This is a genomic window from Microcystis sp. LE19-195.1E (assembly GCF_027532095.1).
Lineage (GTDB): Bacteria > Cyanobacteriota > Cyanobacteriia > Cyanobacteriales > Microcystaceae > Microcystis > Microcystis aeruginosa.
Genome location: NZ_JAPZSZ010000289.1, coordinates 1 through 26,999, shown reverse-complemented (window position 1 = coordinate 26,999; position 26,999 = coordinate 1). Strand labels below are relative to the sequence as shown.

Genomic DNA, 26,999 nt, shown 5'->3' with positions numbered 1-26,999 from the left:
CCACACCCCACACCCCACACCCCACACCCCACACCCCACACCCCACTCCCTGCTCCCTTCCCCGATCAATGGCAAAAATACAGATTAAACCCCCAAAATCCGCACATCTTGCCGCCATGGTGGCACTCGATCGCACCAGTCTCGGCGGTATTTGGACGTTATCGGGATATCAACGGGAATTAAACAGCCTCAACAGTGAATTATTAATTCTTACCCTGGACCGGGATAGCGAAACCCTAATCGGATTGGCTTGTTTTTGGGCAATTCTCGAAGAAGCGCATATTACCCTCCTGGCAATTTATCCCGACTATCAAAGACAAGGATTAGGAAAACTACTTCTCTACAAACTTCTGGAGAAGGCTGTACAAAGACAACTGGAAAGGGCTACGCTAGAGGTGAGGGTATCGAACCAGTCAGCGATCGCGCTCTACGAGCATTTTGGCTTCCGCATCGCTGGAGAGCGTAAAAATTATTATCCGCAAACTGGCGAATCAGCCCTAATTTTCTGGCGCAACGATCTACAAACGGCCGCTTTTCAGGAACAATTAAGCAAGTGGCGACAAGAAATCCTTTCCAGACTGGTGCGGGGAGAGTGGCAATTAGAGGAAGAAACCAGAGCCAAAATAGATACCATGGGGATGCAATGATTACCTACAAGCTTAAATCAGGTCGAGGTTAGGGAAAAATGAGGATTTTAGTCTTGGCGTGGGAATTTCCACCGCGATTAGTGGGCGGTATCGCCCGTCATGTTGCCGAACTCTATCCCGAAATCGTCAAACTCGGTCATGAAGTCCATTTAATCACGATCGAATTCGGTCAGGCCCCCAGTTACGAACTGGTCGAAGGCATTCACATCCACCGCGTCCCCGTACCCCCCGGCAATGACTTTTTCCATTGGGTGGTCAACATGAATAACAGCATGGGGCAACAGGGCGGCAAACTAATCGCCGAATACGGAAAATTTGACCTTGTTCATGCCCACGATTGGTTAGTAGGGGATGCGGCCATTGCCATGAAACATCTCTTTAAAATCCCCCTGATTGCCACTATTCACGCCACGGAATACGGACGTTATAACGGACTGCACACCGACACCCAACGCTATATCGGCAGCAAAGAGGGAACCCTCGTCTATAATGCTTGGCGCATTATCGTCTGTACCGGCTATATGCGTCATGAAGTCCATAGGGCTTTGGGCGCACCCTGGGATAAAATCGATGTGGTTTATAACGGTATTCGGGCCGAGAAAAAGCAAAGAGACCCTAACTTTGATTACCGAGCTTTTCGTCGTCAATATGCCCAAGATCACGAAAAAATCGTCTATTACGTCGGGCGTATGACCTTTGAAAAGGGGGTTTCGGTGTTACTCAACGCTGCCCCAAAAGTCCTGGCCCAGACCGAGGGTCAAACTAAATTTGTCATTATCGGTGGCGGCAATACCGACAAACTCAAACAACAGGCCTGGCATCTCGGTATCTGGCATCATTGTTATTTTACGGGCTTTATGTCCGATGAAAACCTCGATCGCTTCCAAACCGTGGCCGATTGTGCCGTTTTTCCCAGTCTTTACGAACCTTTTGGCATTGTCGCCCTGGAAAGTTTCGCCGCGAGGGTTCCCGTGGTAGTTTCTGATACCTGCGGTTTTCCCGAAGTTGTCCGTCATGGCCAAACGGGAATTGTCACCCGCGTCAATAATCCTGATTCCCTCGCTTGGGGCATTTTAGAGGTTTTAAATCATCCCGAATACGCCCACGAATTAGTTAATAACGCCTACGAAGACCTAGAAAAACGCTTTCATTGGGCGAATTTAGCCCGTCAAACTGAGACAGTATATGGTTTGGTTGTCCAAGAACGACAACTGGTAGAATGGCGTTAATCAGGGAGCGGTTTTTTAGCCGTCAGCCATCCTGAAGCCGTCCCGATTTTCTTCTGGACAAACCCAATGAACTAGAGCATAATCCTAGGAGAGTAATTTCCTCGACACAAAATTATGAATATGCTGAAAATGACTAAGGATTTTAATCCCGCTCAACTAGCAAGTGTCCTGGTCAATTTCATCGGTTTTGTGGTTTTATTGACCTGTGTACTTCTTTCTCCCCATGCTCTCGTTTATGATGAAGTTTATCACTTACCGTTAGTAGATTTATTAAATCAATACGGTTTATCCTATCGATTCTTACGCGGTACAGGACAATCGGCCCCAGGTCCGTTATACCCGATAATTCATTATATCTTTCAGCCCTTGACCAATTTGCAAGCCCCTGCCGTTAGGTTGGTTAATATTCTTCTTTTATTACTGTTAATTTTAGTCCTGAGTTTAACCCTGCAAAAAATTTTCAAAATTCCCCAGCCACTGGTCTCTAGTATGACAATTATAGGCCTACCGATGATTTGGGTGATTACGGGCATGGCTCTCACGGAAATCCCTGCTATGCTCTTGGCAACCTTAGCAGTTTTCTTGATATTTATAGCTCTAGAAAAAATTGCAGATAACCGGCCAATGAGCTTAGGAATAGCCGCTCTGAGTGGATTATGTTTAGGGATGGCAATTGTCGGCAGACAAACTTTTCTCGTTCTGGTGTTTATCTTGCCAATACTAACAATTAGTTCCTCAAAAAAATCTTGGCAACCTTTAATATTATGCTGGTTAACTTCTGGAATTTTACCCGCTATCGTTTTTAGCGTATGGGGTGGATTAGTTCCCCCCGGTCAAAGTTCATTATCTTCTGGATATTCTCTGGTAAACGGATTTCTTTCCTTTGCCTACACCGGTCTTTTATTATTTATCCTCGCTCCCAAATGGTTCAGCTTGAATAAGGTGATAATAATATCTGTCCTGGTCAGCAGCTTTCTAGGCAACGCTATCTTTAAAATCCTTTCTATTCGTCCAGCCTACCAAGTTTTCCAGAAAATTATTCCCGATCCTACTTGGCTAAGTTTCTTTTTCTATTTAGCTTCCTCCTGTCTGCTTGCCTTTGGAATTCTTTTTCTGATTGCCAGCCTCAACAATTGCCGAGATCACTATAAAGATAGTAAATTTCTGTTTTTAAATGTTGCCGTGATCGTAGTTGCCGCTACAGCTTTTAAAATTACCCATTATTATTCGACTCGCTATACAGCTACAGCTATTCCATTCTTGATCCTGTTAGCCCAGTATTATACCAAAGATAACTATTTCAAGGTAGCCCGCTTATTGCTGGGGAATATTGTCGGCTGTTTGATGTTAGTTTCTTATTTTTTACGTCCTTGGAACTAGAAATCTTGCAGATGAGATTCTTGGATTTTTGACAAGGATATACCCTAAAATAATAAAGGCACAACTTAACTTCTCTAACTATGACTATGAAAGCAGCTGAAATTATGACCACGGAGGTGGCCAAGATTAAAGGTTCTGAAACCGTTGCCAAAGCGGTACAATTGATGAGAGAAAAGAACATTAGAACTCTCATTGTTGATCGCCGTCACGATGAAGATGCTTACGGAATTATCACTGAAACCGATATTGTCTATAAAGTCGTCGCTTTCGGTCAAGATCCGCAAAAGGTGCGCGTTTATGAAGTGATGAGCAAACCCTGCATCGTGATTAATCCCGACCTCGGGGTTGAATATGTAGCTCGCTTATTTGCTAATACCGGTATTCGTTTCGCACCGGTAATTAAAGGTGATTTGCTCGGTGTTATATCTGTTAGTGACATCCTCCATAAAGGTAACGCCGTCGAAAAGCCCCGCAGTCTTGATTTAGAAGCGGAGATTATCAAAGCTAGAGATATTGCCCGGGCAGTATGTGCTGAAAAAGGGGGAAATTCTCCTGATTGTGCCGCAGCTTGGGATGTTGTTGAGGAATTACAGGCAGAATTGGCACACCAACGCGCTAAAAAACCGGAAAAAACCTATTTTGAGGAATACTGTCAAGAAAATCCCGATGCTTTTGAAGCTCGTATTTATGACACCTAATCCCCATGGCTTTGAGGTATTCTCCGATACCTCAAACTTTTTAATCCGGCAAAAGTAGTGTATAAAGGTTTTATTTACTAATAATCGAGGAAAAACTATGGCTGATCTATTTGTCATCGCCTATGAGGACGAATTTAAAGCAGAAGAAGTTCGTTTAACTTTGGCTAAACTGCAACAGGAACATCTCATCGAGCTAGAAGATGCTGCCGTAGTGGTTAAAAACAAAGATGGCCAGATTAAACTCAAGCAAGCGGTCAATTTAACGGCAGCGGGAGCCGCTAGTGGCAGTTTCTGGGGATTATTAATCGGAATGCTCTTTTTATCCCCTTTATTAGGGGCTGTCCTCGGTGCTGCTGGTGGCGCTTTGGGAGGTGCTTTAACTGATATCGGTGTGGATGACAATTTTATGCGGGAATTGGGAGAAACCATGCAGCCAGGTACATCTGCTCTCTTTGTTCTCGTCCAAAAAGTTACCCCCGATAAGGTCCTCGATGAAGTGGCCCCCTACGGAGGTAAAGTGTTACGCACTTCTTTGACCAAAACCGACGAAGCTGAATTACAGAAAATTCTCGACCAAAGAGGTGTTCAACCCGAAACCGTTTAGGATATGGGTCCATAAAAGCCAGAAAAAGGGAATATATTTCCCTTTTTACTTTTTTAGGTAATTTATACTAAATCCGCTGAGTATAGGCTACTTATTAGGACAGGCACTCATGCAAGAGGCACTCATGCAAAAGGGGGAATAGATAATCAGTCTTTAATAACTGGATTTAGTATCACAACCACAGCAGCTATAAAATAAGAAACAATCAATAATTAGGGTTTGCTGAATAATGGTAAAACCCTTTTAAAATAAGGCTTTTGACCTGTTAAAATCCGATGTTCATGCTGCGAAAATAGGATTGGGACATTCAAAAACCTTGCATTATTATTTTCATAGTACAAAAAATGGTACAAAAACCAAGGGCAACAAAGCCTGAAACGACCGGCTCCTGACTCGGAGACTCCTGACTCCTGACTCCTAACCCCACCAATACACTTTTTCAGCAAACCCTAATTATTAATGAACTTTAAGCTTCGATCGAGAATAAAAGTGCTTCAGTGTCGTAGTATTTATTCGTTAATCCCATTGATTGCATTCCTAATCTTTCGGTGACACGAATTGAGCGATAATTATCGGGATTAACCACTGCGTAGATAATCGGCAATTGTAAGGTGATTAAGCCGTATTCTAGAATAACTTTAGCCGCTTCGGTTATATATCCTTGTCCCCAATAATCGCGCCGTAAATGCCAACCAATTTCGCTATCTGGGGTAGGATAACCGTGGTTATCGGGCAAATTCTGTAAAATTATCGAACCGATAATCTGATTATTTTTTCGATCTATCATTGCCCACCAATCGCTGCCATTACCCTGATTACGAATAGTTGGTAATCTTACAGAAAAATGGGCATTTAAACTCTCAATATCCGTGGCTAACTGACGAATTCTCGGCAAAAAATGAGTGACTTCGGAATTTTGATAGATCTGAAAAAAAGACTCTTTGTCTGCGGGTAGTTGCCAAGGACGGAGAATTAGGCGATCACTTTTCATTGTTTTTGTGAGCAAATTATAGCAATTCTTTTTCTGAGATTAGGGATTATTGTCGATAAAAAAACTTCTAAATCCTACGGCTAGTAAGGAACCACTTAAGACAGTTATCAATGTCCAAATTTGATTTTTTTGGGTTCCTTCGACTTTCTCTAAGCGTTTATTCATGTCATCAAATTTACTATCAAGAGTTTTAATATCACCTTTAACTTCCGTGAGTTCAATCTTTAAATCGGTAGTATCTTTTTGAACAGTTTTGACATCAGCTTTCATTTCCGCTTGTCCATTCTCGATCACCTTCAATCGATTGTCAACCTCAATCAGTCGAGTTTCCATGGTAGTGAGTCGAGTTTCCATGGTAGTGAGTCGATTGTCCATGGTAGTGAGTCGATTGTCGATTTCGTTGAATCGATGTTCGATTATCTTCTGTCCATTGAGGATTAAATCTTCTAGTCTTTTTAAATCATTATCGGTAGTAGTAGTGGTGGTCATTGATTAAACTCCTATAATTTCCCTTCGCTCTTATCTTTATTATTACAGCCTTTCTTATAAACATGAAGTATAACCGAATTTGGTATTGACAACCGACTCCCCACTTCCCCACTTCCCCACTTCCCCACTTCCCCACTTCCCCACTTCCCCACTTCCCCTATACCTTTTCAACAGGATTTATTATTAGTTATAGCTTTGGTGCTTGAGCAAATATGTTCCCCGAGCATCACTCCCGTTAGAGTGAGATAAGATTAACTCTTATTCCTCACCCTAACTGCTAGGAAAAACCAGCAATTAAATTACGCACCTTGCCGTAATTTATCCAAAACCGATCGATCTTCTAGAGTAGAAGTATCACCAGAAATCTCTTGACCTGATGCTAAAGTTCGCAAGAGACGACGCATAATTTTACCCGATCGCGTTTTTGGCAGCACATCAGTAAAACGGATTTCTCCCGGTCGAGCAATAATGCCAATTTCCTTGACAACGTGATCCTTTAATGCTTGCGCTAACTCCGGACTCGCTTCATAATGCCCCTCGAGAGTCACAAAAGCATAGACTTCTTCCCCTTTAATTTCATCCGGTCGTCCCACTACAGCCGCCTCCGCTACCGCGGGATGGGATACTAAAGCTGATTCGATCTCCATTGTCCCTAAACGGTGGCCAGAAACGCTCATCACGTCATCGACGCGCCCCATTACCCAGAAATAACCGTCTTCGTCCCGACGGCTACCATCCCCGGCAAAATAGAGATATTGGCCATCTTTGGGGGCGATATGTTCCCAGTAGGTATTGCGGAAGCGATCGGGATTTTTATAAACTGTTCGCATCATACCGGGCCAGGGATGTTTGACCACCAGATAACCCCCCTCATTCGCGTGGGTGGGATTGCCGTCTAAGTCCACCACTTCGGCCATAATACCGGGGAAAGGTAGGGTTGCTGACCCCGGTTTGGTGGCAATTGCCCCGGGTAAGGGAGTAATCATAATCCCCCCGGTTTCCGTTTGCCACCAAGTATCGACAATCGGACATTTTTCTTTACCGATAACCCGGTGATACCACATCCACGCTTCTGGGTTAATCGGTTCTCCCACAGTTCCCAGTAAGCGCAAAGAGGATAAATCCCGGCTATTGGGGATATCTTCACCCATTTTGATAAAAGCGCGGATAGCAGTGGGGGCAGTATAAAAGATATTAACCCGATATTTCTCGATTACATCCCAAAAACAGCCTAAATTAGAGGGACGGGGAACCCCTTCATACATTACCGTGGTTGCACCATTGGAAAGCGGTCCGTAAACGATATAACTATGGCCGGTAATCCAACCCACATCGGCAGTACACCAGTAAACATCGGTGTCTTTCAGGTCAAAAATCCATTTGCAGGTGACATGGGTGTAGAGATTATAACCGCCGGTGGTGTGGACGACTCCTTTCGGTTTGCCGGTGGAACCACTGGTGTAGAGGATAAATAACATATCTTCGCTATCCATGGGTTCGGCCGGACAGTTAGCAGATACCTGTTTTTGTAGATCATGCCACCAGTAATCGCGATCGGCAACCATATTGATTGCTTCCTTGCTGCGCTGGACAACGAGAACTTTTTCCACACTGGGGGCGCTATTATCGGCTAGAGCCAGATCTACCTGTTCCTTGAGGGCAACGACTTTATCCTTGCGGAAACCACCATCGGCAGTGATTACCACCTTAGCGGCCGCATCATTAAGACGATCGCGCAAAGCATCGGCACTAAATCCCCCAAAAACTACACTGTGGGGCGCGCCAATTCTGGCACAGGCTAACATAGCGATGGCCGCTTCGGGAATCATCGGCAGATAAATTCCGACCACATCGCCTTTTTTCACGCCTAATTCCTTTAAAGCGTTGGCAAATTGGCACACTTCTCGGTGTAGCTGTTCGTAGGTAATGGTGCGGCTGTCTCCCGGTTCTCCTTCCCAGATGATGGCGGCTTTATTGCGTCTCCAGGTGGTGAGATGTCTGTCAATGCAGTTGTAACAAATATTAATCTTGCCGTTGACGAACCATTTAGCAAAGGGGGGCTGCCAGTCAAGAATCTCTGACCATTTTTCAAACCAATGTAATTCTTTTTCGGCTAATTGGGCCCAAAAAGCCGGGGGATCGGCCTTGGCTTTGGCGTAGAGTTGCTGGTATTCTTCAAAGCTTTTAATTGTGGCATTCTGAGCAAATTCGGCACTGGGAGGAAACAGCCGATTTTCCTGTAGGATCGATTCGATCGCTATTTCTGTCATACTGGCAAACGAAATAAATTATCTTGCGATCCAGATTACCTTTTTCGGTTCCCCCCGTAACCCCGGCAAGCAATTCTTTAAGGCTATTTTAGGATTGCCCGATCCCTGACTAGCGATCGCCATTTGGCCCCAAGTGTTACAGAGTTTAAAGTTATGTCACCGATCGAGCGATGAACAGATCGCTGTAAGGTAAACTAACCGATAAACCCGAAATTTAACATGGAGAACACTCGGTAAGGAGTCATAATTCAATGTCTCATAGCGTTAAAATTTACGATACCTGTATCGGTTGCACCCAATGCGTTCGGGCTTGTCCCCTCGACGTGCTGGAAATGGTCCCCTGGGATGGCTGTAAAGCTGCCCAAATTGCCTCCTCCCCCCGCACGGAAGACTGTATTGGTTGCAAACGTTGCGAAACCGCTTGTCCGACGGATTTCTTGAGCATTCGGGTTTATCTCGGAGCAGAAACCACCCGCAGTATGGGTCTAGCCTACTAGGCCTGGCAATCATTCTGTGTTTAATATTTAGCGAAAACTAATCTTGTTAAGAGGACTAACCAGTCCTCTTTTTTTTTGTTATACTCCCTTCGCTAGTTAGGGTTTGCTGAAAAAATCGGGGCGAAGCATTCGGATAGAAAATCTACGGTTTCAGCAATAAGTTATTGCCCGAATGCTTCGCCCCTACAGGACGCAATCGCCGATCAAGATGCTCCCGTTTTTGAGTCACTAGCTTGAAAATCTTGCAGCTGCTTCGCCAAACAGGCCACCAAACCCCTTACCTCGTCTATATTTCACATTTATTCAGCAAACCCTAGTTAGGTAATTCTCCAAAAAGTTGACGATATTTTTGCAGTTTTGCCTCCATTTCTACTAACTGCTGATTAGCCTGTTCAGCCCGTTGCCGTTCATTTTCAGCCCGTTGCTTTTCCTGCTCCAGTAGTTGATTAATTTCGCTGTAGGACAAAAATTGAGTACCATCAGGACGATAAATTTTTAACTCGTCGGTTAAGTCAAACCGAATGCCTAAACGGGGACTCACCCAATTATTAACCTCACTAACACTGTCTAAACTGTCACCAATTCGCTGCCAAGCTTCTAGACTATTATCATCGGGATCATAGACGTAGTATTCTTGGACTCCATAGCGATCATAAAATAGCAATTTTTTGGCCATTTCGATGGAGGTATTACTGGGAGAAAGAATCTCAAAGACGACTTGAGGAGCAAGATTATCTTCTTGCCATTGTTTGTAGGAACCTCGATCGCCTTTCGGTCTGCCAAATACTACCATCGTATCAGGAGCGGCAGCAATTTTCGGCTGGCCTTGCACGGGATACCACAACAGATCCCCCGCTACAAATACCTGGGGATCATCGATATATAACCAGTCGAGATTCTGCTTAATCGTCACTATCCAGTTAAATTGTTTAGTATTATCTGCCATCGGTTTACCGTCGCTCTCAGGATAGATAATCTCGGTTTTGTTAACTTGACTAACCATGGGGAATACCTGCCGAACTCATTGGGCTATTTTCATTATATAATAAACTTGAACTAAGTAAGGAAAAGACCGATCTTGATTTTAGAACTACAGCAAGTAAATTTAGCTATCCGACGGGGCAGTGCTTATCTGTTAGAAGATATTACTTTTGGCATCAAGCAAGGAGAAAAGTTAGCTATTGTCGGAGCATCTGGGGCAGGAAAAACGACTCTTTTGCGATTGTTAAATCGTTTGCAGGAACCAAGCACGGGAAATATTTATTTTCAAGGTAAATCGATTAGGGAAATACCAGTTATTTCCCTGCGACAACAGATAGTTTTATTGCTACAAGAGTCGAAATTATTAGGGATGACTGTTCGAGATGCTCTCGCTTATCCTTTGCAATTAAAAAAACTTAACCCTGCTGAAATTAATCAGAGAATTGACCATTGGACATCCCTATTAAAAATTCCTCAACAGTGGTTTGAGCGCGGGGAGTTAGAATTATCTTTAGGACAAAGACAATTAGTGGCAATTACCAGAGCTTTGCTGTTAGAACCGAGCATACTGTTATTAGATGAACCCACCTCCGCTCTAGATACAGGCACGGCCAGCAGGTTATTAGAAGTATTAAATAATCAAAGTTCAATGACGATAATTATGGTCAATCATCAACTAGATTTTTTAGAGGAATTTGCCGAGAGAGTTATTTATCTAGAAGCGGGAAAAATTGGTTCAGATTGCCTCGCCCATCAATTAGATTGGTTAGGGCTAAAAACTCAGTTAATTGATTTAGAAAAATCTCGACAAAGTGACCACTGGTAAGATTAACTTAAAATTGCTGCGCCCTCCTGAAAAACTAATAATTCTCCTGAATTAATCGTTGTCCAAACTTCATTATCAGTTAAGGGTGTAGTGGCAATAATTGCCACTTGATCGCCGGGATGAGCTAAAGCTTGAAAATCAACGCTCACATCTTCATCAATTAAATGAGCGGCGGCAAAAGGATATTGACGAATTATATAGCTTAATTTCGTCGAACAATGGGCAAAAAAATGTTCACCATCGGATAAAAGATAATTAAAAATTCCTTGACAAGCGATATAATTTGTGATAGTTTTTAGGACTTGATAAAGTTGCTCTAGGGAAGGTTTGCCCTGGGGAAAAGTCTCTCGTAGGGTATTAAGAATTAAACAGAAAGCTCTTTCCGAATCTGTGTCCCCAACCGGTTGATAAAAATCTCCCGCAGCCGGTGAGAAATTTTCTAAATGACCATTATGGGCAAAAACCCAATATTTTCCCCACAATTCCCGCCGAAAAGGATGACAGTTTTCTAGTTTAATTTCTCCTTGGGTGGCTTTGCGAATATGGGCGATAACATTGGTAGAATGGATCGGATAGTTTTTAATTAATTCCGCAATCGGAGAAGCGATCGAGGGTTTAACATCAATAAAAGTTCGACAACCTAAACCCTCAAAAAAAGCGATTCCCCAACCGTCTCGATGTTCGTCGGTTTTTCCCCCCCGCGCACAAAATCCCTCGAAGGAAAAACAGATATCCGTGGGGACATTACAATTCATGCCTAGAAGTTGACACATAGTTGCTTGAGTTTGAATATCAGATGCCGGCAAAATTACTTACTGCCAGCAGCCGTGACAGGAGACAGGAGAATTTTTTCCAGCTGCCTCTTGCCTATCCTAGCTAAGAAATTAATCTGGCACTAAGTAGGTAGGTGTTAAAAACTGTCAGACATCCCCCTTATCAAGGCTGACAGGGGGGATCAAACCCCCTCAAGGTAAGGTTGATTGTCGGTAGGTGTTAAAAACTGTCAGACACCCCCCTTATCAAGGCTGACAGGGGGGATCAAACCCCCTCAAGGTAGGGTTGATTGTCGGTAGGTGTTAAAAACTGTCAGACACCCCCCTTATCAAGGGGGGCAGGGGGGATCAAACCCCCTCAAGGTAGGGTTGATTCATGAATCAACCCTACTATGAATCAACCCTACTATGAATCAACCCTACTATGAATCAACCCTACTATGAATCAACCCTAGGGGCAGGGGCGGGAGATTCGGCTAATCCAAGAATAAGCGGTTTAAATGCGTCTTAGCTTACAAGCTAGAAGAACAGCAAGTTTTCCATTTTTGGGCGATAGAAAGGATTAATGCTTTTTCTGCTTGGGGTAAATTGGCAGCCTGTCGGTCGGTTATATCCCTTAATTCCCTGATAATCCGATTAAGAGCGAGTTTTCTAGTCTTTCGGGAGTCACTTCTCTGGACTAAAGCCATTTCTGCGATAACTCGATTTAAACTGCTGATAGCTTGCCAAGTTTGCGGACGTAATGAAGGTTCTGCGGCAATAGGGGCAACCTTCAGGGAAGCGATACTATCGAAAGTTGCTGCCTGACTAAATCGGTGTAAAGTTTGGGCGAGGCTATACATTTCTTCCCCGTAGGCGAGGGAACGTACCACAGCAAAGGCTTTTTCGGCTTTTTCGGTGTCCTGTTGGTGAAGATACCAAAAACCGGCGGCGGCGGCGCGAGCAGGAGTATCTAGACGGATTTGGCTGTCAGTAAAAGAAAACAGTTTCGCCGACGCATATTTTAACAATTGCCAATCGGAGGGATTTTCTGCCAGACGGGAGACGCGATAGATAATTTCTGCCTCTGGGAATTGCGATAAAACGCGGTTAACGGCGGCAAGGACAGGAATAAACTGGCGGCTGTACTGAAAGTATTGATTGAGGTTATTAATAGCCGTTTCCCAGTCTTGCTGTAACCATTGTTGTAGAGTCGAGGTTAACCCCGGCAGCGGTAGAAGGGTAATACGGGGAAAAAGTCGCCCTTGAGGGCCCGCCAAAAGCCCGATTAGCCAATTATCAAGACGGAAAAAGGCGAATATAAACACCCCGCCCAACACCCCGCCCGACACCCCGCCCCACACCACGCCCGACACCACGCCCAACACCACGGACCGCACCCCGCCCGACATCACGCCCAACATCACGCCCAACATCACGCCCAACACCACGCCCCACACCACGCCCCACATCACGCCCGACATCACGCCCGACATCACGCCCCACACCCCGCCCCACACCCCGCCCCACACCACGCCCGACACCCCGCCCCACACCACGCCCAACACCACGATCAACACCCCGCCCAACACCACGCCCCACACCCCGCCCCACACCCCGCCCAACACCACGCCCCACACCACGATCAACACCACGATCAACACCCCGCCCCACACCACGCCCCACACCCCGCCCAACACCCCGCCCCACACCACGATCAACACCACGCCCAACACCACGCCCAACACCACGCCCCACACCCCGCCCAACACCCCGCCCCACACCACGCCCAACGCCACGCCCGACACCACGCCCAACGCCACGCCCCACACCACGCCCCACACCACGCCCCACACCACGCCCAACGCCACGCCCCACACCACGCCCCACACCACGCCCCCCCAATCAACAGAAAGTCCTAAATTTGCTGCTATGCTACAGATAATCAGAGGGGTAATTACAGTTAAGAGAAGACCCTGAATCCCTAGACGCAATTGTACGGTATGGTTATCGCCGCCGTCTCTCGTTTCCACATACCAGCGCACTGCTTGGGGAAAATAAAACACCCAGTACAACAGCAAAAGATAATCAAAGGGATTCCATAAAGATAAATCGCGTCTGAGTTTAGGAGCGAGATTAATGGTGGGGACGGTGCTTTCCTTCATAATTTCTATCTCTGGCTATTTACCCGGTGATGGTTTATTAAGTAGTTAGGTGTTAACTGTCAAACACCCCCCTTATCAAGGGGGGATTAAGGGGGGATCAAACCCCCCTTATCAAGCAGGGGGGAGCCATCTTCAATTTAAATATAACCAGCTAAGTGAACTACTCTCAACAGAGTTGAGAGCTTCCTATTTCACGGGGGATTGCCTCAAGACGGACTTACGCCCAACTTTTGGTCTTACATCCCCTCTATAGGCAGTATCGCTAGTTCCTAACGACAATATCCGTAAGGCTTCATTTTTGATGTTTATCGCCGCATTTATATCACGATCATGGGTTGTTTTGCAATGCTCACAAGTCCATGTTCTAACATCAAGTGGTAAACTCGCTACTTGATTTAGACAGACATTACAAGTTTTAGAACTAGGGAAAAACCTATCAACTTCGATATAAGTTTTTCCTTCCCATTCTGCCTTGTATTTAAGCATTGTACAAAACATTCCCCAACCACAATCACTAATAGCCTTAGCTAAATTATGATTGCGTACCATGCCTTTAACATTGAGATTTTCTACCGCAATAACTTGGTTTTCGTTAACTATCTTACGGGATAGCTTGTGGAGAAAATCCTCACGACATCTTGAGATTTTAGAGTGAACTTTAGCTACTTTACGTCTAGCTTTTTGACGGTTGTTACTTCCCTTCTTTTTACGGGATAACTTTTGTTGTTTACGCTTTAAATTACGTTGATGTTTAGCTAAATGTCTAGGATTCTCATACTTACTACCATTGCTGGTAATGGCAAAATGAGTAAGTCCTAAATCAATTCCTATGCCTTTGCCATCCTTTGATGTCTCAGGCAACTCCAATTCGTCATCAACTAAAATAGAAGCGTAGTATTTACCGTCTGGAGTTTTTGAGATAGTAACGGTTTTAATTGTTCCTTCAAATTCCCGATGACGCACACAATAAACTAATCCAACTTTACCCGGTAATTTGAGGTAGTCACCTTCAAACTTGACATTAGCTGGATAGCTAATTGATTGCCTACCATGTTTGGACTTGAATCTTGGTAATCTAGCCCGTTTTTCAAAGAAATTTTGATAAGCTTGCGATAAGTTCAAAGCAACAACCTGTAAGCACTGAGAATAAGCATCTGTCAACCACTCATATTCTTTTTTGAGACTAGGCAATAGTCCCTGAATATAGTTTCGTGTTAGCCCTTTTCCTGTGGTTTTATAGGTTTCTTGGCATAAATTCAAGGAATAGTTCCAAAACCAGCGACAACAGCCGAAGCCTTTAGCTAAGGCTATTTCTTGCTCGGTATTGGGTTTTATTGTGAATTTATATGCTTTGTACATGGCTGTTATCAAGAATCTATATTTATGATAACACAACTTTATAGAATTGTCTATATGCTGGTCAGCATTCATCCCATCGCTAAAAGCGAGGGACTTCTGCTGACACTAAGTTAAATCAACTTCTGAAAGACAAAAAGGGCAAAAAATCAGATTTTTAGCAATAAAATGACAATTTTTTGCCTAAAAAGGTCATTTATTTGCTGTTATTGCCTTTTATCTTCCCGCATCCCTGTTTTAAACCCCATGAATCCCAACTGGGCGATCGAGATTAATTTTTTGGACTGCTTATTCGATAAAATAGGAAATTAGGCCATCTAATCAAATCTGTATCCTTAAGGCTATGACAATTATTTCTCGATCGATCCCCCAATCACCCACTAAATCATCGTCTATCGGCGGCTGGCGCGGTTTGATCGAAGAATATCGCCAATTTCTGCCCGTAAGCAGTAAAACCCCTGTAATTACCCTCCTAGAAGGCAATACACCCCTGATACCCGCCCCCTATCTCTCAGCACAAATCGGGCGCGATGTCAAGGTTTTTGTCAAATATGATGGTTTAAATCCCACCGGTAGCTTTAAAGACCGAGGCATGACCATGGCCATCTCGAAAGCTAAAGAAGAAGGGGCAAAAGCGGTGATTTGTGCCAGTACCGGGAACACCTCGGCGGCGGCGGCAGCCTATGCAAGAAGAGCCGGGATGCGGGCCTTTGTGATTATCCCCGACGGTTATGTGGCCTTAGGAAAATTAGCCCAAGCTTTATTGTACGGAGCCGAAGTAATCGCTATTAATGGCAACTTCGATGATGCCCTCAAGATTGTCCGCCAACTATCAGAAAATTATCCCGTAACTTTAGTCAATTCCGTCAATCCCTACCGTTTAGAGGGTCAAAAAACTGCTGCTTTCGAGATTGTCGATGTCTTGGGTAATGCTCCCGACTGGTTATGTATTCCCGTCGGTAATGCGGGCAATATTAGCGCCTATTGGATGGGATTCTGTCAGTATCACCAGATAGGCAAATGTGACCGACTGCCCAAGATGATGGGTTTTCAGGCCGCCGGGGCCGCCCCTTTTATCTCCAAACAACCGGTTGACCATCCCGAAACCCTAGCCACGGCTATCCGTATCGGCAACCCCGCTAACTGGGAAAAAGCTTGGGCCGCTAGTCACGCTAGTCAAGGGCAATTTCACGCGGTCAGCGATGAGGAAATATTGGCAGCCTATCGGATTTTAGGGGGCCAAGAGGGGGTTTTCTGTGAACCAGCCAGCGCCGCTTCTGTGGCAGGATTATTAAAAGTGCATCAACAGGTTCCCGATGGGGCCACCGTAGTGTGTGTTTTAACGGGAAATGGACTAAAAGACCCAGATTCGGCGGTAAAATACAGCAATAACCAACTAAAATCCGGGATTGCTCCCGAATTAACCCAAGTGGCTCAAATTATGGGCTTTTAAGCTAACGTTAATTCGGGTTAAGCAGTGCTTCTATAAAACTCCCTTAGAACTGGGAATTATACCAGCGCGACGGGGATCGATCGCTATGGCCATACTCATCGCCCGGGCAAAAGCTTTAAAAGTAGCCTCAATAATATGATGGGAATTAATCCCGTCTAATTGGCGAATATGTAGGGTCATTTGACTGTGATTGACCAAAGCGACAAAAAATTCCCGCACTAGCTGAGTATCGTAGGTTCCCACTCTTTGGGTGGGAATTTCTAGACCATAACTGAGGTGGGGACGACCGGAAAAATCGAGGGCAACCTGCACTAAAGCTTCATCGAGAGGGGCGACAAAATGCCCGAAACGGACGATGCCTTTTTTGTCGCCTAAAGCTTGCAGTAAAGCTTGTCCGAGGGTGATTCCCACGTCTTCATTGGTGTGATGGTCATCAATTTCTAGATCTCCGGTGGCGCGCACATCGAGATCGATCGCAGCGTGGGAGGCGATTTGCTGCAACATATGATCGAGAAAGGGAATTCCTGTCTGGGCGCGACAATTGCCGCTACCATCAAGATCGATCGTCACCTGTACATCGGTTTCTTTGGTAGTACGACTAACGGAGGCGCGACGGCAAGGTGAGACAAAAGAATCGGGTATCTGGGAAGTGAAAATCATTTGCAGCAGTTATCTTAATGGTGAGATACGAAGTTTTCCTTTTCAGGAGACAGGAGACAGGAGACAGGAGACAGAAGACAAGAAACAACTATCCTACCCATAAAACCTAAGATTATGTCAAATTTATCCGAGCTTTTAGATATTTTGACCCGATAGCAGCTCGATAACTTACTTGTGCGGGGGGTCTAGAAAAGAACGTAGGTTGGGTTGAAGCATGAAACCCAACGCCCGCATGGGTTACGCTACCGCTAACCCATCCTACAAATAATTGTGTCTCCCTACTTAGGGTTTGCTGAAAAAGTTTTTCGTGGGGACAGGGTGTGGGGTGTGGGGTGTGGGGTGTAGGTTTTTACCGATTCTCATCTGGTCAATTACCTAATTTTCAGAGAAAAAGTACCTGAATTTTCCCTCCCTCACTCCCAGAACTGGCACTTTTTGAGGGGAAAAAAGTCCAAAAGTCTTATCCAACAAGGTTTTTAGATTTATTCAGCAAACCCTACTTAGCTTAACAAATTAGGTTTTAGATTCGGCCCTTGTAATCAGTAAACCTAAAACTCACATCTGATAACTGATAACTGATAACTGATAACTGATAACTGATAACTGATAAGGCTGACGGACTAACTTTCTGGTTCAGTTTTAGCTTCCGCCGGCGGACTGGGGGGCAACACTTCCTCGCTCAGGGGTTGAGGATTTTGGCTAGTGGGGGGACCGGCGGGGGAACCCTCCGGCTGATTGAGAGCGGGGGTTTGGGGAGGAGTTTCTGGGGCTTTTTCTTCGATTATCGCTTCTTTGGGCGGTTCTTGCTGGTTTTGGACTGGATTTGGTCCTGTGGTTTCGGGCGGCTTGACGTTATCCGGTTGGGGACTAACGGCGGGTTGTGGCGGTTGATTAGGACGAAGCGGGGTTTCAATTGCCGGCGTTACGGGGGGGGAGTTACGGGTATTGAGGTTGCTACCCTCCGGTTTTGGGGGATTAGCGATCGCACCTCGGCACACTTCCGGGTTAGGGGCAAAACTGACTCGCACATGATAGATTCTCGACTCACCGCTGGGATTATTAAAGCGAGTTAAGCGTACTTCCCTAGCCCCCTGTTGATTGAAAATCGGGAAGCCGGCACTTTTAATTAACTGGGGTTCACTGCTGAGGCGCCCTTGAGCATCCACCGTCACCCCATAAACCGCCGTCCCCGCTAATTGACGGGAACAAGCCGTGGCGGGATAATTACCAGTCAAATTGACGGTAGTTATGCCTCTGCTGCCCTGATTGGGCTGATTTAGTTCATTTAAGGCGTTAGGATTAGTTTTTTGGACTCTGGCCAGCCAATCCACCTGATTTCTCATGGCCTCCTCGTTACTGGTATTGCTTTTGTCCGCCTCTAGGGAGCGCAAACGTTCCCGCATTTCCCACATTAATTGTTGACGACGCTGTTCATCGAGGGGCGATTGACCATTCGGATCCGACGTGCGGGCCAAGGAATTGTTTAATTGTTCCTGCGCCTGTTGCGATGCACTAAGGGGCGAATTTCGCAATCTATCTAAAGTTAGATTATCTTGGTAGGGATCGAAGTAAGGCCGCACCTGCTGGTTATTAGTCTCCCTAGGCAGATTATTATTCTCTGGCAGGGTGGGAACAGAAGAAGGACCAGGTAAACTGGGGGTAGAAGTGGGAAAATTGCGAGGAATCGGTAATCTACCCAGAGAGGGAATAGATGCCACGGGAGGAGAATAGATATTGACGGAGGGCAAAGAGGAGAGGGGAGGTAAAGCAGGTAAGGAAGGTAAAGGGGGAAGGGAAGAAACCGAGGGTAAAGGAGGTAAGGTGCTGTTATGGATACCATCGATGGGGGGGAGAGGAGGCAAAGAGGAAGAAGACAAATTGGGGTTAGGCAGTTCCGGTAAGCTGGACAGGGAGGAGTCGAGACTGGGAAGACGTGACTGCTCTAGAGGATTCAATTCAATCAGATTGACGTTGCGTAAATCCTTTTTTGGCTCCTGCGCTGGATTATTAAGGAAATTAGGTAAGATAATCGCTAAAATTAGGGCATGAATACCAAGAGAAGCGGCGAACGAGAGATTATTAGAGTTAATTAGTTTATTTTCTTCGGTTTCTAGACCAAAATAGGAGGATGTCATAATCTAGTTAATTGAGCAGAGCCTTGAGGGGAAAAGTTAACTCTATTCTAATCGTCAGGGCGATTTTTTTTCTTGAGGGCGGGGAATTAATTGGTGTCAGTACCCCACCACCCCACACCTAACACCCCACACCCTGCCACCACCGAAAAACTTTTTCAGCCAACCCTACTTATGCGGTGAGCGGGCCACAGCTTTTAATTTGGGATACAATTCCGAAGGGTCTAACAAAGGGATAAACTCATCGATTGCCGGTTTAAAATTAGCCGGAAAATTCTCCCTAGTTCCAGGACCGTTAGGCGATTTAGGCACTGATTCTAATTCAGGGAATTTGGGCGTTTCCGGGGTTAACTGCGAGAATAATTCCTCCACATTACTCATCCCTTTGCGAGGATCATTAAAAAGAGAAGTTTCTAAGTTGAGTAAAGAATCTTTACTCGTGGCTACTGTGCCATTATTATCGGTTTTTCCCGCTTCTGGCTCTGGACAGGGCTGCTCAAGGGTGGGAGAAGGTATATTGATCTGTTCCCGTTTAGGGATAACTGCTGGTTTTTTGCCATCTAACTGGGAATCTAGCAAGTTTTTACAAACCAAGCGCTCGAATTCCCCCGTAAAATGAAAGGTAGGATGGCCGCGACGGTGCCAAATTTTGAGGATTTCCTCCACCGAAATGACTTTGTAACGTCCCTGATAGAGTGCCTCTAAAATCGCCATGCGAATCCAATTTAGCGAATAGATGGGCAACCAGCGCTCGATTAATTCTTGCGCTTTATATCCTCTCATTTCAAATCGATATTGGTTGAGTATAGTCGCTATCTGCATGAGGTTGATCTCTGGGTTAATCTCTGCCATGGAATTTACAAAAACAGTGAGCGCAATCGTTACGGCTACTAGGCACTCTATATATTAAGATTCTATTCAGGTTTTTCCTAGTGGTTTTTCCCTATTCTCCCCACACTTAACCCATTCGGGGCATCTTCGATCAAGGTCAGTTGACTCCCTACGTTCGGGTTCGCTTTCGGTGGCAATTTTTCCCCCGCTAACTCCTGCGCAGTTTAACGGCAGTCCTCTGGCGACCTTAAGATAGTTTTTGTCTTTCCCTTGATCAGGCGATCGAGTTTACACCTCTTTGCTACCACAACTTGGGTAATTTGTCAATAAAAAAGCAAAATTTCCTCAATAAACCCAGAGGAGATAGAACTATAGCACTACCCTGACAGCCCAGAACCTTGCCGTTGACTGAATACCCGATCGAGGTTTTCTGAGTCTCCAGAAATTTTTTGTTAAAACTTGCAACATAACTTAACAATGTGTTACACTTCTTAACATAATCATCCAAAAGGAGCCTCCCCATGACTGCCCGCGGCTACACCACCGAAGAACAAGGAAGACTGAATAATTTTGCTGTTGAACCGAAAATGTACGTTGATAGTTCTAGCAGTCTCGGTTTTACCAAAAACGCTGAAAAATTGAATGGCAGACTGGCCATGATTGGCTTTGTCTCTCTTTTAGCCATTGAATTGTTAACCGGTAAAGGAATTATTGCTTGGATTACCAGTCTCTAAGAATTAACAATCCCGTCGCGCTGTTCGGGGAGTTCAGTCCCCGTCCAGACGGGGTGGTTTAGATACCATAAATGCCCTCAAAAACAGCTTTAGCAGGACCTGTCATGTAAACCCGGTTATCGGTTTGGGACCAGTGAATCTGAAGACAACCACCGGGCAGTTCCACGGTACAATGGCGATCGCATTTAGCCGTTAACAGGGCCGCCACTACCACAGCACAAGCACCAGTACCGCAAGCGAGAGTAATTCCCGCTCCTCTTTCCCAGACACGCATCTTCATATAATCTGGCGCAATTACCTCCACGAACTCCACATTAGTCCGTTGGGGAAAAACCGGATGATGCTCAAATTTTGGCCCGATAGTTTCTAGGGGAATAGAGGCCAGATCATCGACAAAAGTGACACAGTGGGGATTACCCATACTAACGCAAGTAATTAACCAATCTTTGCCCTCCACCTCTAGGGGAACCGCAAGGACTTTTTCTGACCCCTTGACCAAAGTGGTGGGGATTTCACTGCCGAGGAGTTGCGGCGGCCCCATATCGACCGTTACCTGTTCATTGGCTTCTAAACGGGGAATAATTGTTCCTGCTAGAGTATGAATGCGATAGGTGCGGCCAATGGCGTTGTTAGCCTCTAAACGGGCGATAAATTGGGCTAGACAGCGAATACCGTTACCACACATTTCCGGTTCCGAACCATCAGAGTTGAAAATTCTCATGGTGTAGTCGGTTGCTGCTTGGCCGGGAAGCGCAAAAATCACGCCATCGGCACCGATGCCAAAATGTCGATCGCACATAGCCACGGCCATTTCCGCTGTGATCAGGGGTTCGGGACTGTGACGGTTATCTATCAAAATAAAATCATTGCCTAGGCCTTGATATTTGGTAAAGGGGATTTTCATCGTCAATAAAAGCTGCTCAACAGGAATAATAGAGGATGAACACCTCATCGATAAACTCATTATGTCTCAATTTGATCCTGGTCTGCCGAGTATTAAACAAGTACAGAGCTATATTCAAGAGAAACGGGAAGTAGAAATTAAGTTAAGCACCGATGATCTCCTCGTTGGTCGCATCCTTTGGCAAGATGTTAACTGTCTATACCTAGTCGATCACTACGATAAACCCACTTTAATTTGGCAACAGTCTCTAGTTTATTTAAGACCTAAAGCCTAAGGGGAAATTGGCGATATTTGGCTGTGGGATGCGTCCCGGACGCATCAAAAATTCAGTGCCAAGCAGATAGCTTTTGAGCAAATTTAACGTCAGTTTGGGTTAAGGAGATTTGGCCATAAATTTTAGCAAATAATTAGGTGGGATGGCGAGGATAGCATCAGAATTTCAGTTGCTGGAAAATTTGGGTCAAATTGCCAAATAAAGAAAGTCAGAGAGTCGGGTAGAGCGATCGCCATTCAACTTCAGATATAGATTGCCGCTCAGAGGAAAAAGAATAAGCAGATTGTCTGCTAACAATTTGGGACACTGCTGTACATAACCTGTTATACTCTTGGGCAAAACGAATCCACCGCGATTGTTATGCTGGAAAATCAGGTCATGGCAGATGCCGCCTCTAATGAGCAGATACCTACTTTAGAATTATCGATCGTCATGCCCTGTCTCAACGAGGCGGAAACCCTGGCCACCTGTATCGGCAAAGCACGAGATTATCTGGAACGACAGAAAATTGCGGGAGAGGTGCTAATCGCCGATAATGGCAGTAGCGATGGTTCCCAAGAAATTGCCACTAATTCAGGGGCGCAGGTGGTTCCTATCCCGGAAAGGGGAGTATGATCATGAGGGATTTGAATATGTGAGGACAGTTTATCTCTATTCGATATAGTAGTTACTATCGTGTAAAACAAGTTATTGCCAAAGTAATCTAAATTATGATTAATCTACTTCAAAAGAGTTTTTACAAATTTTGTTCTTTACTATCTAGTCAACAATTTCGACGATTTTTTATTTTTGGTTTAACTTGTAATATTATTTATACTGTTTCCATATATTTATTAACTGAAAAAATCAAATTTCATTACATTGCTTCGGTAGTGATTGCTCTAATTTATACAAGTTTTATTGGGTTTTGCCTAAATAAGTTTTATACTTTTAATACAAGTACAAAAACCTTTTTTCCAGAATTGATAAAGTACTATAATGTCATGTTTTCTGGCTTATTAATTAACGTGGCTTGGATGTTTATTTTGGTAGAAGTATTTAAACTATGGTACATGGCATCGGTAGTAATTGTGAGTGCAGGTTTAATGTTTTATAATTTTTTCTTGCACAAACACTGGAGTTTTCGTGGTTTAAATAAGCATAAAAAAGACCCTAAGAGCAGATAGTTTTCCTTGTTATTAGTAGATCAATTTCCGCTTTATTGAATTTAGTTAAGTGCAGTAAATATTATGGCAAAAAAACAATTATTGACGAGAATATTTTGCGAAGATATAAACAAATTATTCTTTGCTTGTGGGATTTTATCAATGATCATTATCAAGTTTTTTTTAATCAGAAACAGTGAAGTTGTTGGTCAACCAAGAGATTCCTTGCTCTATACGTTAATGGCAGATCAGAATATTTGGTTTCCTACTAATAAAGCTAAGGCAATAATCGATTATATGCCAGGATATCCAATATTTATAATGTTTTCTAATTTTCTTAATTTTTCTCTAAGAATTAGTCATGAGATTTTTTACACTATCTCTAATATTTTATTAGTTTTTAGTTTTAGATTACTAAAAATTCCTCGATATATCTGCTTAGTTATTTTTGCAATTTTAACTTTTCATATAACAACTTTTCTGTGGTTCAATACTATTTTAACTGAAACAATAGCCATTAGCTTATATCATATCCTTTTGGCTTTAACTGTCATAACTGTTATGTCAGAAAATTTAGCGAAGAAACTAATATTTTCTGTTCTTGGTGGATTGTGTTTAGGAATAATATTCATTACCCGTCCAGAGCAGATAGTGTTCTTCCTGAGTTACCTAGTTGTTTTTGTTATTCTTGTATTAAGAAATAGAATGAATATAGCAAGAGCTATTCGAGAAGCTTTGCCGATTTGTATTATTCCCATTGCTATAAGTTTATTAATTACTACAGTTTTTACTTTATTAAATGCTTTTTTTCTAGAATTACCAGCGTTATCCATTAGTAACTCATCGGCTTTCAAAGAAACTTTTTCCCAGATTCAGAGTATAGATGATGGTCAAAATATAGATGATTTTGAGTTTGTCAATATAAATCGCCAACAATTAAAAATGGCTTATCAAGTGAGTCCAACATTGAATCAAGTCAAACCTCTAATCGAAGAAGAATTAGCTAGGAGAATTACTAGACTCGGTGGAAAAGATACTACTAATATAGAAGTAGCAATTGATTGGGTGTACTGGTCAACAATAGAAGCAATTAGAAGAAGCAATTTAACAGAAGATAGGAGTATGTATCAAGTTTTTACTCAAATTAATTCTGAACTGCAAGAGGCATTTAACGATAAAAGAATTAACCAGAAAACTTTCTCTTTTAATGATATAGATATAGGATTTTGGCTAAACAAATTTCCTCATTCATTAACTGAAATGAGTGGATATTTATTTTTGCCACGAGTCAGTAGTAAGAAATTATTACAAAATACGGATGATCCTCGAGTAACCCCTGAAATGAGATCAATATTTAATCGAGTGGCACATCGTCGAACTTATCTAGTTAATCAACGAGATTTAAATAAAGACCTTATTTTCTATTTAAACCGGATCACTCCTTTAATTCAGATCATCAATATTCTTGGAATGATATCTTTTGTAATATTATTGGTCTATTACTTGGTTAAACCTGTTCACTCCCAACTTCTCAATCAATACACATTGATTATTTCTTTTGCCTTATCTATAATTTTACTCCGCTTATTTTTGTATATTGCAATTGATCTGGCATTTTTCCCTGCACCTTCACGTTATTTATTCCCCACTAATCCATTGCTATCCGCACTGTCAATTCTAAACTTATATGTTACAACTAAACTTTTAAGTTCATTTCGATTTTCAGCTTGATATAGCTAAGGTTTATGGCTGTGAAACCAAGATAAACTTCAATTTTTCATTTTCAGTATCTTTTTTGACAGCAAGTTAAAAACGACAAATATATTGAGTAAGGATAATCCAGAGAACAATGGCATACTGGGAAATAGATAACGCATCGGAATTTCCCAAGCAGAGGCATCAAGTAAACTATAGAGAAGAAGACGAGCAATTTGAGTTAAAAGAATCAAGAAAACTATAATTATGTAGGTAGATAGAAACAGTGATTTGGCTTGATAAACACAGGAATAAATTAGGAGGATTACAAAGGAAATAATTCCCAGCACATTGAGAACATATACGAGATAATTTAAGATTTTGACTTTAGTAAATATTTTAGAATTAGGATTGTGGTTGTTGATCAAAGCGGCTCGGCGATTAGCGGTTGCATTAAATAATGCTACACTGGCTTTGGGATCATCCTTAGCAATAATATTTTCTACTTCAGACATAGGGGGGAATATAAACCAATTTACCACCTTAATAAATGAACTCTTGACGTGGGGCAACCAAACCCCTATGTTAGGATCTAAATAACCTAATAGTAAAGGTTTACTAGGTAAAGTTTTCTCCTGAAAGGCCTTTTCTAGTTCCTTATTAACTTCTGTGAATACCTGATAAACACTCTGAGATTTTCGATCTGATGATACCTCGCGAGCTGCATAAATTAACAACCAGGTATTGTAACTTTGCATCATTTCTTCTTTGGGTAAGAAAGGCTTCATTTTTTTCAAAGTTGGGCTAACTTCATAAGCAGCGGCTAATTGTGCCTGCGTAAAAGTAATATATCTTTGAGGAGTACCCACATCTATTTTCATCAGTTTTGTGTACATTCCTTTATAACTGGGAGAATCGAATAAACTGACTCCAGACACACCAAAATTGACTTTGTTTAAGACCGTGCAGGAGAAATTAACTAGACAGAAAAGCAGAAAGGGAATTAAACAGTAATAAACTATTTTCTCGATCTTTTGATTTCTGGAAATTCGATAACCTGTGATCCAAGTAATTAGACCGAAGCCGAGAAAGTATAGATAGAATACCTCTCTTTCTGGTCTAGTAATGGCAATCATTCCTAGAATCAAACCCGATAGACAGGAATAAACAAGTTTACTCGATCTTTTCCTAGAAATTAATAATAATATTGTCACTCCCACTAGAAAATTGAATAAAGAAATTACCGATGATTCACTCCTGGCATCATTGAAAAACCTAAAAGTCAATGGATAAAAAACCATGACACCAAATACACCAAGACAGATCAATTTAGGAATTTTCAAAAATCGCAGGCAATAAACTAAAAATCCCGTGGAAAGTATATAAAAAATATCGTGAAATATTCTCAAAGGAATCCCAGATAAATTAACTAACCAGACAAAGATAGAATAACCGGGAGGATGACCTAAGGCTCCGATACCTACTTTATCCGACCAAATATTGAATGCAGCTCTCGCCAGATAGCTTTCTGGATCCGAACCGATAGCGACAATTTCATACTTTCTGGTTAAATAAAATTTAATAATTATTATCAGGACAAATCCTAATCCAATAAGAAAGTTAAAAATTTGCGTACGTTGACTTAATTTATTCATAATTTTCTTATCCCTCAACACTTTATGATAGTTCTTAGCTCTCTGAGTTTTTTTTTGAATAGGTAAAGTGTATCCTATGATACTATAGAAATCGGTGTGAATTCACCAACAAGTAGATAGATAGGAAGTCTCCCTGATCGTTTAAGATTCATGAAACTAAGAATTAAGAGGCCTCCCAGTCATTGAAATTAATTTGTAACCATTGACCTGTTTAGCTTACCAGATAATGTGGCAGATTGTACCAGATAAAACCTAAAAAGCTATAGAACCCTCTTTAGAGCCAGATAAGCTGTGAACAAGAAGCAAGAAAAATCTAGATTTTCTCTGGGTTGCCAAATTTTTGCCCTAAGCTGTTCGTAATCTAAACCCCGTTGTTGGGATGCTGAAGGACCTGTCTAGCTTAGATAGCTTCGGAAATCTGGATAATGAACAGCCCAATCATTATAGGTTATTGGGGACAAAGACAAGCCAATCAATTAAGGCGGCACTGTTGAGCAATCAAAAATTTGTTGTCACAAATGTCAATAATCCTGTTATACTCTTGAGCAAAACGACTCCACCGCGATTGTTATGCTGGAAAATCAGGTCATGGCAGATGCCGCCTCTAATGAGCAGATACCTACTTTAGAAT

Annotated in this window: 24 protein-coding genes and 1 pseudogene; 13 read left to right on the top strand and 12 right to left on the bottom strand. The window is 43.1% G+C overall.

What is annotated here, in order from left to right:
• Positions 1-68 precede the first annotated feature (68 nt).
• The 5 genes from rimI to O9300_RS16160 all read left to right on the top strand — a co-directional run bounded on the left by rimI (position 69) and on the right by O9300_RS16160 (position 4,558).
• Positions 69-647 (top strand): ribosomal protein S18-alanine N-acetyltransferase, encoded by a 579-nt coding sequence (gene rimI, locus O9300_RS16180; RefSeq protein WP_287972742.1) that lies wholly within the window; start codon positions 69-71, stop codon positions 645-647.
• 38 nt (positions 648-685) lie between these two features.
• The gene (locus O9300_RS16175; protein ID WP_287972740.1) at positions 686-1,876 is read left to right on the top strand and encodes a glycosyltransferase family 4 protein; all 1,191 of its coding nucleotides are present in this window, start codon (positions 686-688) and stop codon (positions 1,874-1,876) included.
• 114 nt (positions 1,877-1,990) lie between these two features.
• Positions 1,991-3,256, top strand: a complete 1,266-nt coding sequence (locus O9300_RS16170) for a glycosyltransferase family 39 protein (protein WP_147070451.1) — start codon at positions 1,991-1,993, stop codon at positions 3,254-3,256.
• Between the two features lie 80 nt (positions 3,257-3,336).
• Complete coding sequence (locus O9300_RS16165; RefSeq protein WP_002796558.1) at positions 3,337-3,954, top strand: CP12 domain-containing protein; 618 nt, start codon at positions 3,337-3,339, stop codon at positions 3,952-3,954.
• Between the two features lie 97 nt (positions 3,955-4,051).
• Positions 4,052-4,558, top strand: a complete 507-nt coding sequence (locus O9300_RS16160; protein ID WP_287732042.1) for a DUF1269 domain-containing protein — start codon at positions 4,052-4,054, stop codon at positions 4,556-4,558.
• Between the two features lie 466 nt (positions 4,559-5,024).
• On the opposite strand, the gene O9300_RS16155 is transcribed toward O9300_RS16160, so the two are convergent.
• From O9300_RS16155 to acs, 3 genes are all read right to left on the bottom strand, one after another.
• On the bottom strand, positions 5,025-5,549 hold the full coding sequence (locus O9300_RS16155) for a GNAT family N-acetyltransferase (RefSeq protein ID WP_287972737.1): 525 nt from the start codon (positions 5,547-5,549) through the stop codon (positions 5,025-5,027).
• Between the two features lie 39 nt (positions 5,550-5,588).
• Positions 5,589-6,038, bottom strand: a complete 450-nt coding sequence (locus O9300_RS16150; RefSeq protein WP_271947462.1) for a hypothetical protein — start codon at positions 6,036-6,038, stop codon at positions 5,589-5,591.
• A gap of 299 nt (positions 6,039-6,337) precedes the next feature.
• A complete protein-coding gene (gene acs, locus O9300_RS16145) occupies positions 6,338-8,308 on the bottom strand; it encodes an acetate--CoA ligase (RefSeq protein WP_287972735.1) in 1,971 nt (656 codons plus the stop codon).
• 251 nt (positions 8,309-8,559) lie between these two features.
• Here acs and psaC point away from each other — a divergent pair, with 251 nt between their 5' ends.
• Positions 8,560-8,805, top strand: a complete 246-nt coding sequence (psaC, locus tag O9300_RS16140) for a photosystem I iron-sulfur center protein PsaC (RefSeq protein ID WP_002734319.1) — start codon at positions 8,560-8,562, stop codon at positions 8,803-8,805.
• Between the two features lie 313 nt (positions 8,806-9,118).
• Here the strand turns inward: psaC and O9300_RS16135 are convergent, their stop codons facing one another.
• Positions 9,119-9,808 (bottom strand): Uma2 family endonuclease, encoded by a 690-nt coding sequence (locus O9300_RS16135; protein WP_287972733.1) that lies wholly within the window; start codon positions 9,806-9,808, stop codon positions 9,119-9,121.
• 75 nt (positions 9,809-9,883) lie between these two features.
• Here O9300_RS16135 and O9300_RS16130 point away from each other — a divergent pair, with 75 nt between their 5' ends.
• Positions 9,884-10,612: an ABC transporter ATP-binding protein gene (locus tag O9300_RS16130; protein WP_287972732.1), complete on the top strand. Its 729-nt coding sequence runs from the start codon at positions 9,884-9,886 to the stop codon at positions 10,610-10,612.
• 2 nt (positions 10,613-10,614) lie between these two features.
• Here O9300_RS16130 and O9300_RS16125 read toward each other — a convergent pair whose 3' ends face one another.
• The 3 genes from O9300_RS16125 to tnpB form a co-directional block, all read right to left on the bottom strand.
• On the bottom strand, positions 10,615-11,385 hold the full coding sequence (locus O9300_RS16125) for a class II glutamine amidotransferase (RefSeq protein WP_287972730.1): 771 nt from the start codon (positions 11,383-11,385) through the stop codon (positions 10,615-10,617).
• Between the two features lie 512 nt (positions 11,386-11,897).
• Positions 11,898-13,529: a hypothetical protein gene (locus tag O9300_RS16120; protein ID WP_353851566.1), complete on the bottom strand. Its 1,632-nt coding sequence runs from the start codon at positions 13,527-13,529 to the stop codon at positions 11,898-11,900.
• A 186-nt stretch (positions 13,530-13,715) separates the two neighbouring features.
• On the bottom strand, positions 13,716-14,888 hold the full coding sequence (tnpB, locus tag O9300_RS16115) for an IS200/IS605 family element RNA-guided endonuclease TnpB (protein ID WP_002764978.1): 1,173 nt from the start codon (positions 14,886-14,888) through the stop codon (positions 13,716-13,718).
• 340 nt (positions 14,889-15,228) lie between these two features.
• On the opposite strand from tnpB, the gene thrC reads away from it, so the two are divergent.
• Positions 15,229-16,338: a threonine synthase gene (gene thrC, locus O9300_RS16110; protein WP_008203543.1), complete on the top strand. Its 1,110-nt coding sequence runs from the start codon at positions 15,229-15,231 to the stop codon at positions 16,336-16,338.
• A gap of 30 nt (positions 16,339-16,368) precedes the next feature.
• Here the strand turns inward: thrC and hisB are convergent, their stop codons facing one another.
• The 3 genes from hisB to O9300_RS16095 form a co-directional block, all read right to left on the bottom strand.
• Positions 16,369-16,998 (bottom strand): imidazoleglycerol-phosphate dehydratase HisB, encoded by a 630-nt coding sequence (gene hisB, locus O9300_RS16105; protein ID WP_287972727.1) that lies wholly within the window; start codon positions 16,996-16,998, stop codon positions 16,369-16,371.
• 620 nt (positions 16,999-17,618) lie between these two features.
• Positions 17,619-19,133 (bottom strand): energy transducer TonB, encoded by a 1,515-nt coding sequence (locus O9300_RS16100; protein ID WP_287972724.1) that lies wholly within the window; start codon positions 19,131-19,133, stop codon positions 17,619-17,621.
• A 165-nt stretch (positions 19,134-19,298) separates the two neighbouring features.
• A complete protein-coding gene (locus O9300_RS16095) occupies positions 19,299-19,982 on the bottom strand; it encodes a hypothetical protein (RefSeq protein ID WP_287972722.1) in 684 nt (227 codons plus the stop codon).
• A 500-nt stretch (positions 19,983-20,482) separates the two neighbouring features.
• Here O9300_RS16095 and O9300_RS16090 point away from each other — a divergent pair, with 500 nt between their 5' ends.
• Positions 20,483-20,695: a CAB/ELIP/HLIP family chlorophyll-binding protein gene (locus tag O9300_RS16090; protein ID WP_002756687.1), complete on the top strand. Its 213-nt coding sequence runs from the start codon at positions 20,483-20,485 to the stop codon at positions 20,693-20,695.
• A 58-nt stretch (positions 20,696-20,753) separates the two neighbouring features.
• Here O9300_RS16090 and dapF read toward each other — a convergent pair whose 3' ends face one another.
• The gene (dapF, locus tag O9300_RS16085) at positions 20,754-21,599 is read right to left on the bottom strand and encodes a diaminopimelate epimerase (RefSeq protein WP_287972719.1); all 846 of its coding nucleotides are present in this window, start codon (positions 21,597-21,599) and stop codon (positions 20,754-20,756) included.
• Positions 21,600-21,660: 61 nt separating this feature from the next.
• Between dapF and O9300_RS16080 the strand changes: the two genes are divergently transcribed.
• The 4 genes and pseudogenes from O9300_RS16080 (at position 21,661) to O9300_RS16065 (ending at position 24,749) form a co-directional block, all read left to right on the top strand.
• Complete coding sequence (locus O9300_RS16080; RefSeq protein ID WP_002756689.1) at positions 21,661-21,873, top strand: Hfq-related RNA-binding protein; 213 nt, start codon at positions 21,661-21,663, stop codon at positions 21,871-21,873.
• 360 nt (positions 21,874-22,233) lie between these two features.
• Positions 22,234-22,482, top strand: a pseudogene (locus tag O9300_RS16075) (glycosyltransferase); the annotation flags it as partial.
• Between the two features lie 101 nt (positions 22,483-22,583).
• Entirely contained in the window at positions 22,584-23,039 is a 456-nt protein-coding gene (locus O9300_RS16070) for a GtrA family protein (RefSeq protein WP_002756692.1), read from the top strand.
• A 63-nt stretch (positions 23,040-23,102) separates the two neighbouring features.
• Positions 23,103-24,749: a hypothetical protein gene (locus tag O9300_RS16065; protein ID WP_287972713.1), complete on the top strand. Its 1,647-nt coding sequence runs from the start codon at positions 23,103-23,105 to the stop codon at positions 24,747-24,749.
• Positions 24,750-24,787: 38 nt separating this feature from the next.
• Here O9300_RS16065 and O9300_RS16060 read toward each other — a convergent pair whose 3' ends face one another.
• Positions 24,788-26,368 carry a hypothetical protein gene (locus tag O9300_RS16060; protein ID WP_287972710.1) on the bottom strand — a complete coding sequence of 527 codons (1,581 nt, stop codon included), beginning with the start codon at positions 26,366-26,368 and terminating at the stop codon, positions 24,788-24,790.
• Between the last annotated feature and the right edge of the window lie 631 nt (positions 26,369-26,999).

Coding starts and splice junctions, on each gene's coding strand:
- O9300_RS16165 (WP_002796558.1), top strand. CDS start 3,337: ATGACTATGAAAGCAGCTGAAATTATGACCACGGAGGTGGCCAAGATT.
- hisB (WP_287972727.1), bottom strand. CDS start 16,998: ATGATTTTCACTTCCCAGATACCCGATTCTTTTGTCTCACCTTGCCGT.
- O9300_RS16155 (WP_287972737.1), bottom strand. CDS start 5,549: ATGAAAAGTGATCGCCTAATTCTCCGTCCTTGGCAACTACCCGCAGAC.
- O9300_RS16175 (WP_287972740.1), top strand. CDS start 686: ATGAGGATTTTAGTCTTGGCGTGGGAATTTCCACCGCGATTAGTGGGC.
- thrC (WP_008203543.1), top strand. CDS start 15,229: ATGACAATTATTTCTCGATCGATCCCCCAATCACCCACTAAATCATCG.
- O9300_RS16090 (WP_002756687.1), top strand. CDS start 20,483: ATGACTGCCCGCGGCTACACCACCGAAGAACAAGGAAGACTGAATAAT.
- O9300_RS16060 (WP_287972710.1), bottom strand. CDS start 26,368: ATGAATAAATTAAGTCAACGTACGCAAATTTTTAACTTTCTTATTGGA.
- rimI (WP_287972742.1), top strand. CDS start 69: ATGGCAAAAATACAGATTAAACCCCCAAAATCCGCACATCTTGCCGCC.
- acs (WP_287972735.1), bottom strand. CDS start 8,308: ATGACAGAAATAGCGATCGAATCGATCCTACAGGAAAATCGGCTGTTT.
- O9300_RS16150 (WP_271947462.1), bottom strand. CDS start 6,038: ATGACCACCACTACTACTACCGATAATGATTTAAAAAGACTAGAAGAT.
- O9300_RS16095 (WP_287972722.1), bottom strand. CDS start 19,982: ATGGCAGAGATTAACCCAGAGATCAACCTCATGCAGATAGCGACTATA.
- O9300_RS16125 (WP_287972730.1), bottom strand. CDS start 11,385: ATGTGTCAACTTCTAGGCATGAATTGTAATGTCCCCACGGATATCTGT.
- tnpB (WP_002764978.1), bottom strand. CDS start 14,888: ATGTACAAAGCATATAAATTCACAATAAAACCCAATACCGAGCAAGAA.
- O9300_RS16120 (WP_353851566.1), bottom strand. CDS start 13,529: ATGAAGGAAAGCACCGTCCCCACCATTAATCTCGCTCCTAAACTCAGA.
- O9300_RS16070 (WP_002756692.1), top strand. CDS start 22,584: ATGATTAATCTACTTCAAAAGAGTTTTTACAAATTTTGTTCTTTACTA.
- O9300_RS16135 (WP_287972733.1), bottom strand. CDS start 9,808: ATGGTTAGTCAAGTTAACAAAACCGAGATTATCTATCCTGAGAGCGAC.
- O9300_RS16065 (WP_287972713.1), top strand. CDS start 23,103: ATGGCAAAAAAACAATTATTGACGAGAATATTTTGCGAAGATATAAAC.
- dapF (WP_287972719.1), bottom strand. CDS start 21,599: ATGAAAATCCCCTTTACCAAATATCAAGGCCTAGGCAATGATTTTATT.
- psaC (WP_002734319.1), top strand. CDS start 8,560: ATGTCTCATAGCGTTAAAATTTACGATACCTGTATCGGTTGCACCCAA.
- O9300_RS16170 (WP_147070451.1), top strand. CDS start 1,991: ATGAATATGCTGAAAATGACTAAGGATTTTAATCCCGCTCAACTAGCA.
- O9300_RS16080 (WP_002756689.1), top strand. CDS start 21,661: ATGTCTCAATTTGATCCTGGTCTGCCGAGTATTAAACAAGTACAGAGC.
- O9300_RS16160 (WP_287732042.1), top strand. CDS start 4,052: ATGGCTGATCTATTTGTCATCGCCTATGAGGACGAATTTAAAGCAGAA.
- O9300_RS16100 (WP_287972724.1), bottom strand. CDS start 19,133: ATGACATCCTCCTATTTTGGTCTAGAAACCGAAGAAAATAAACTAATT.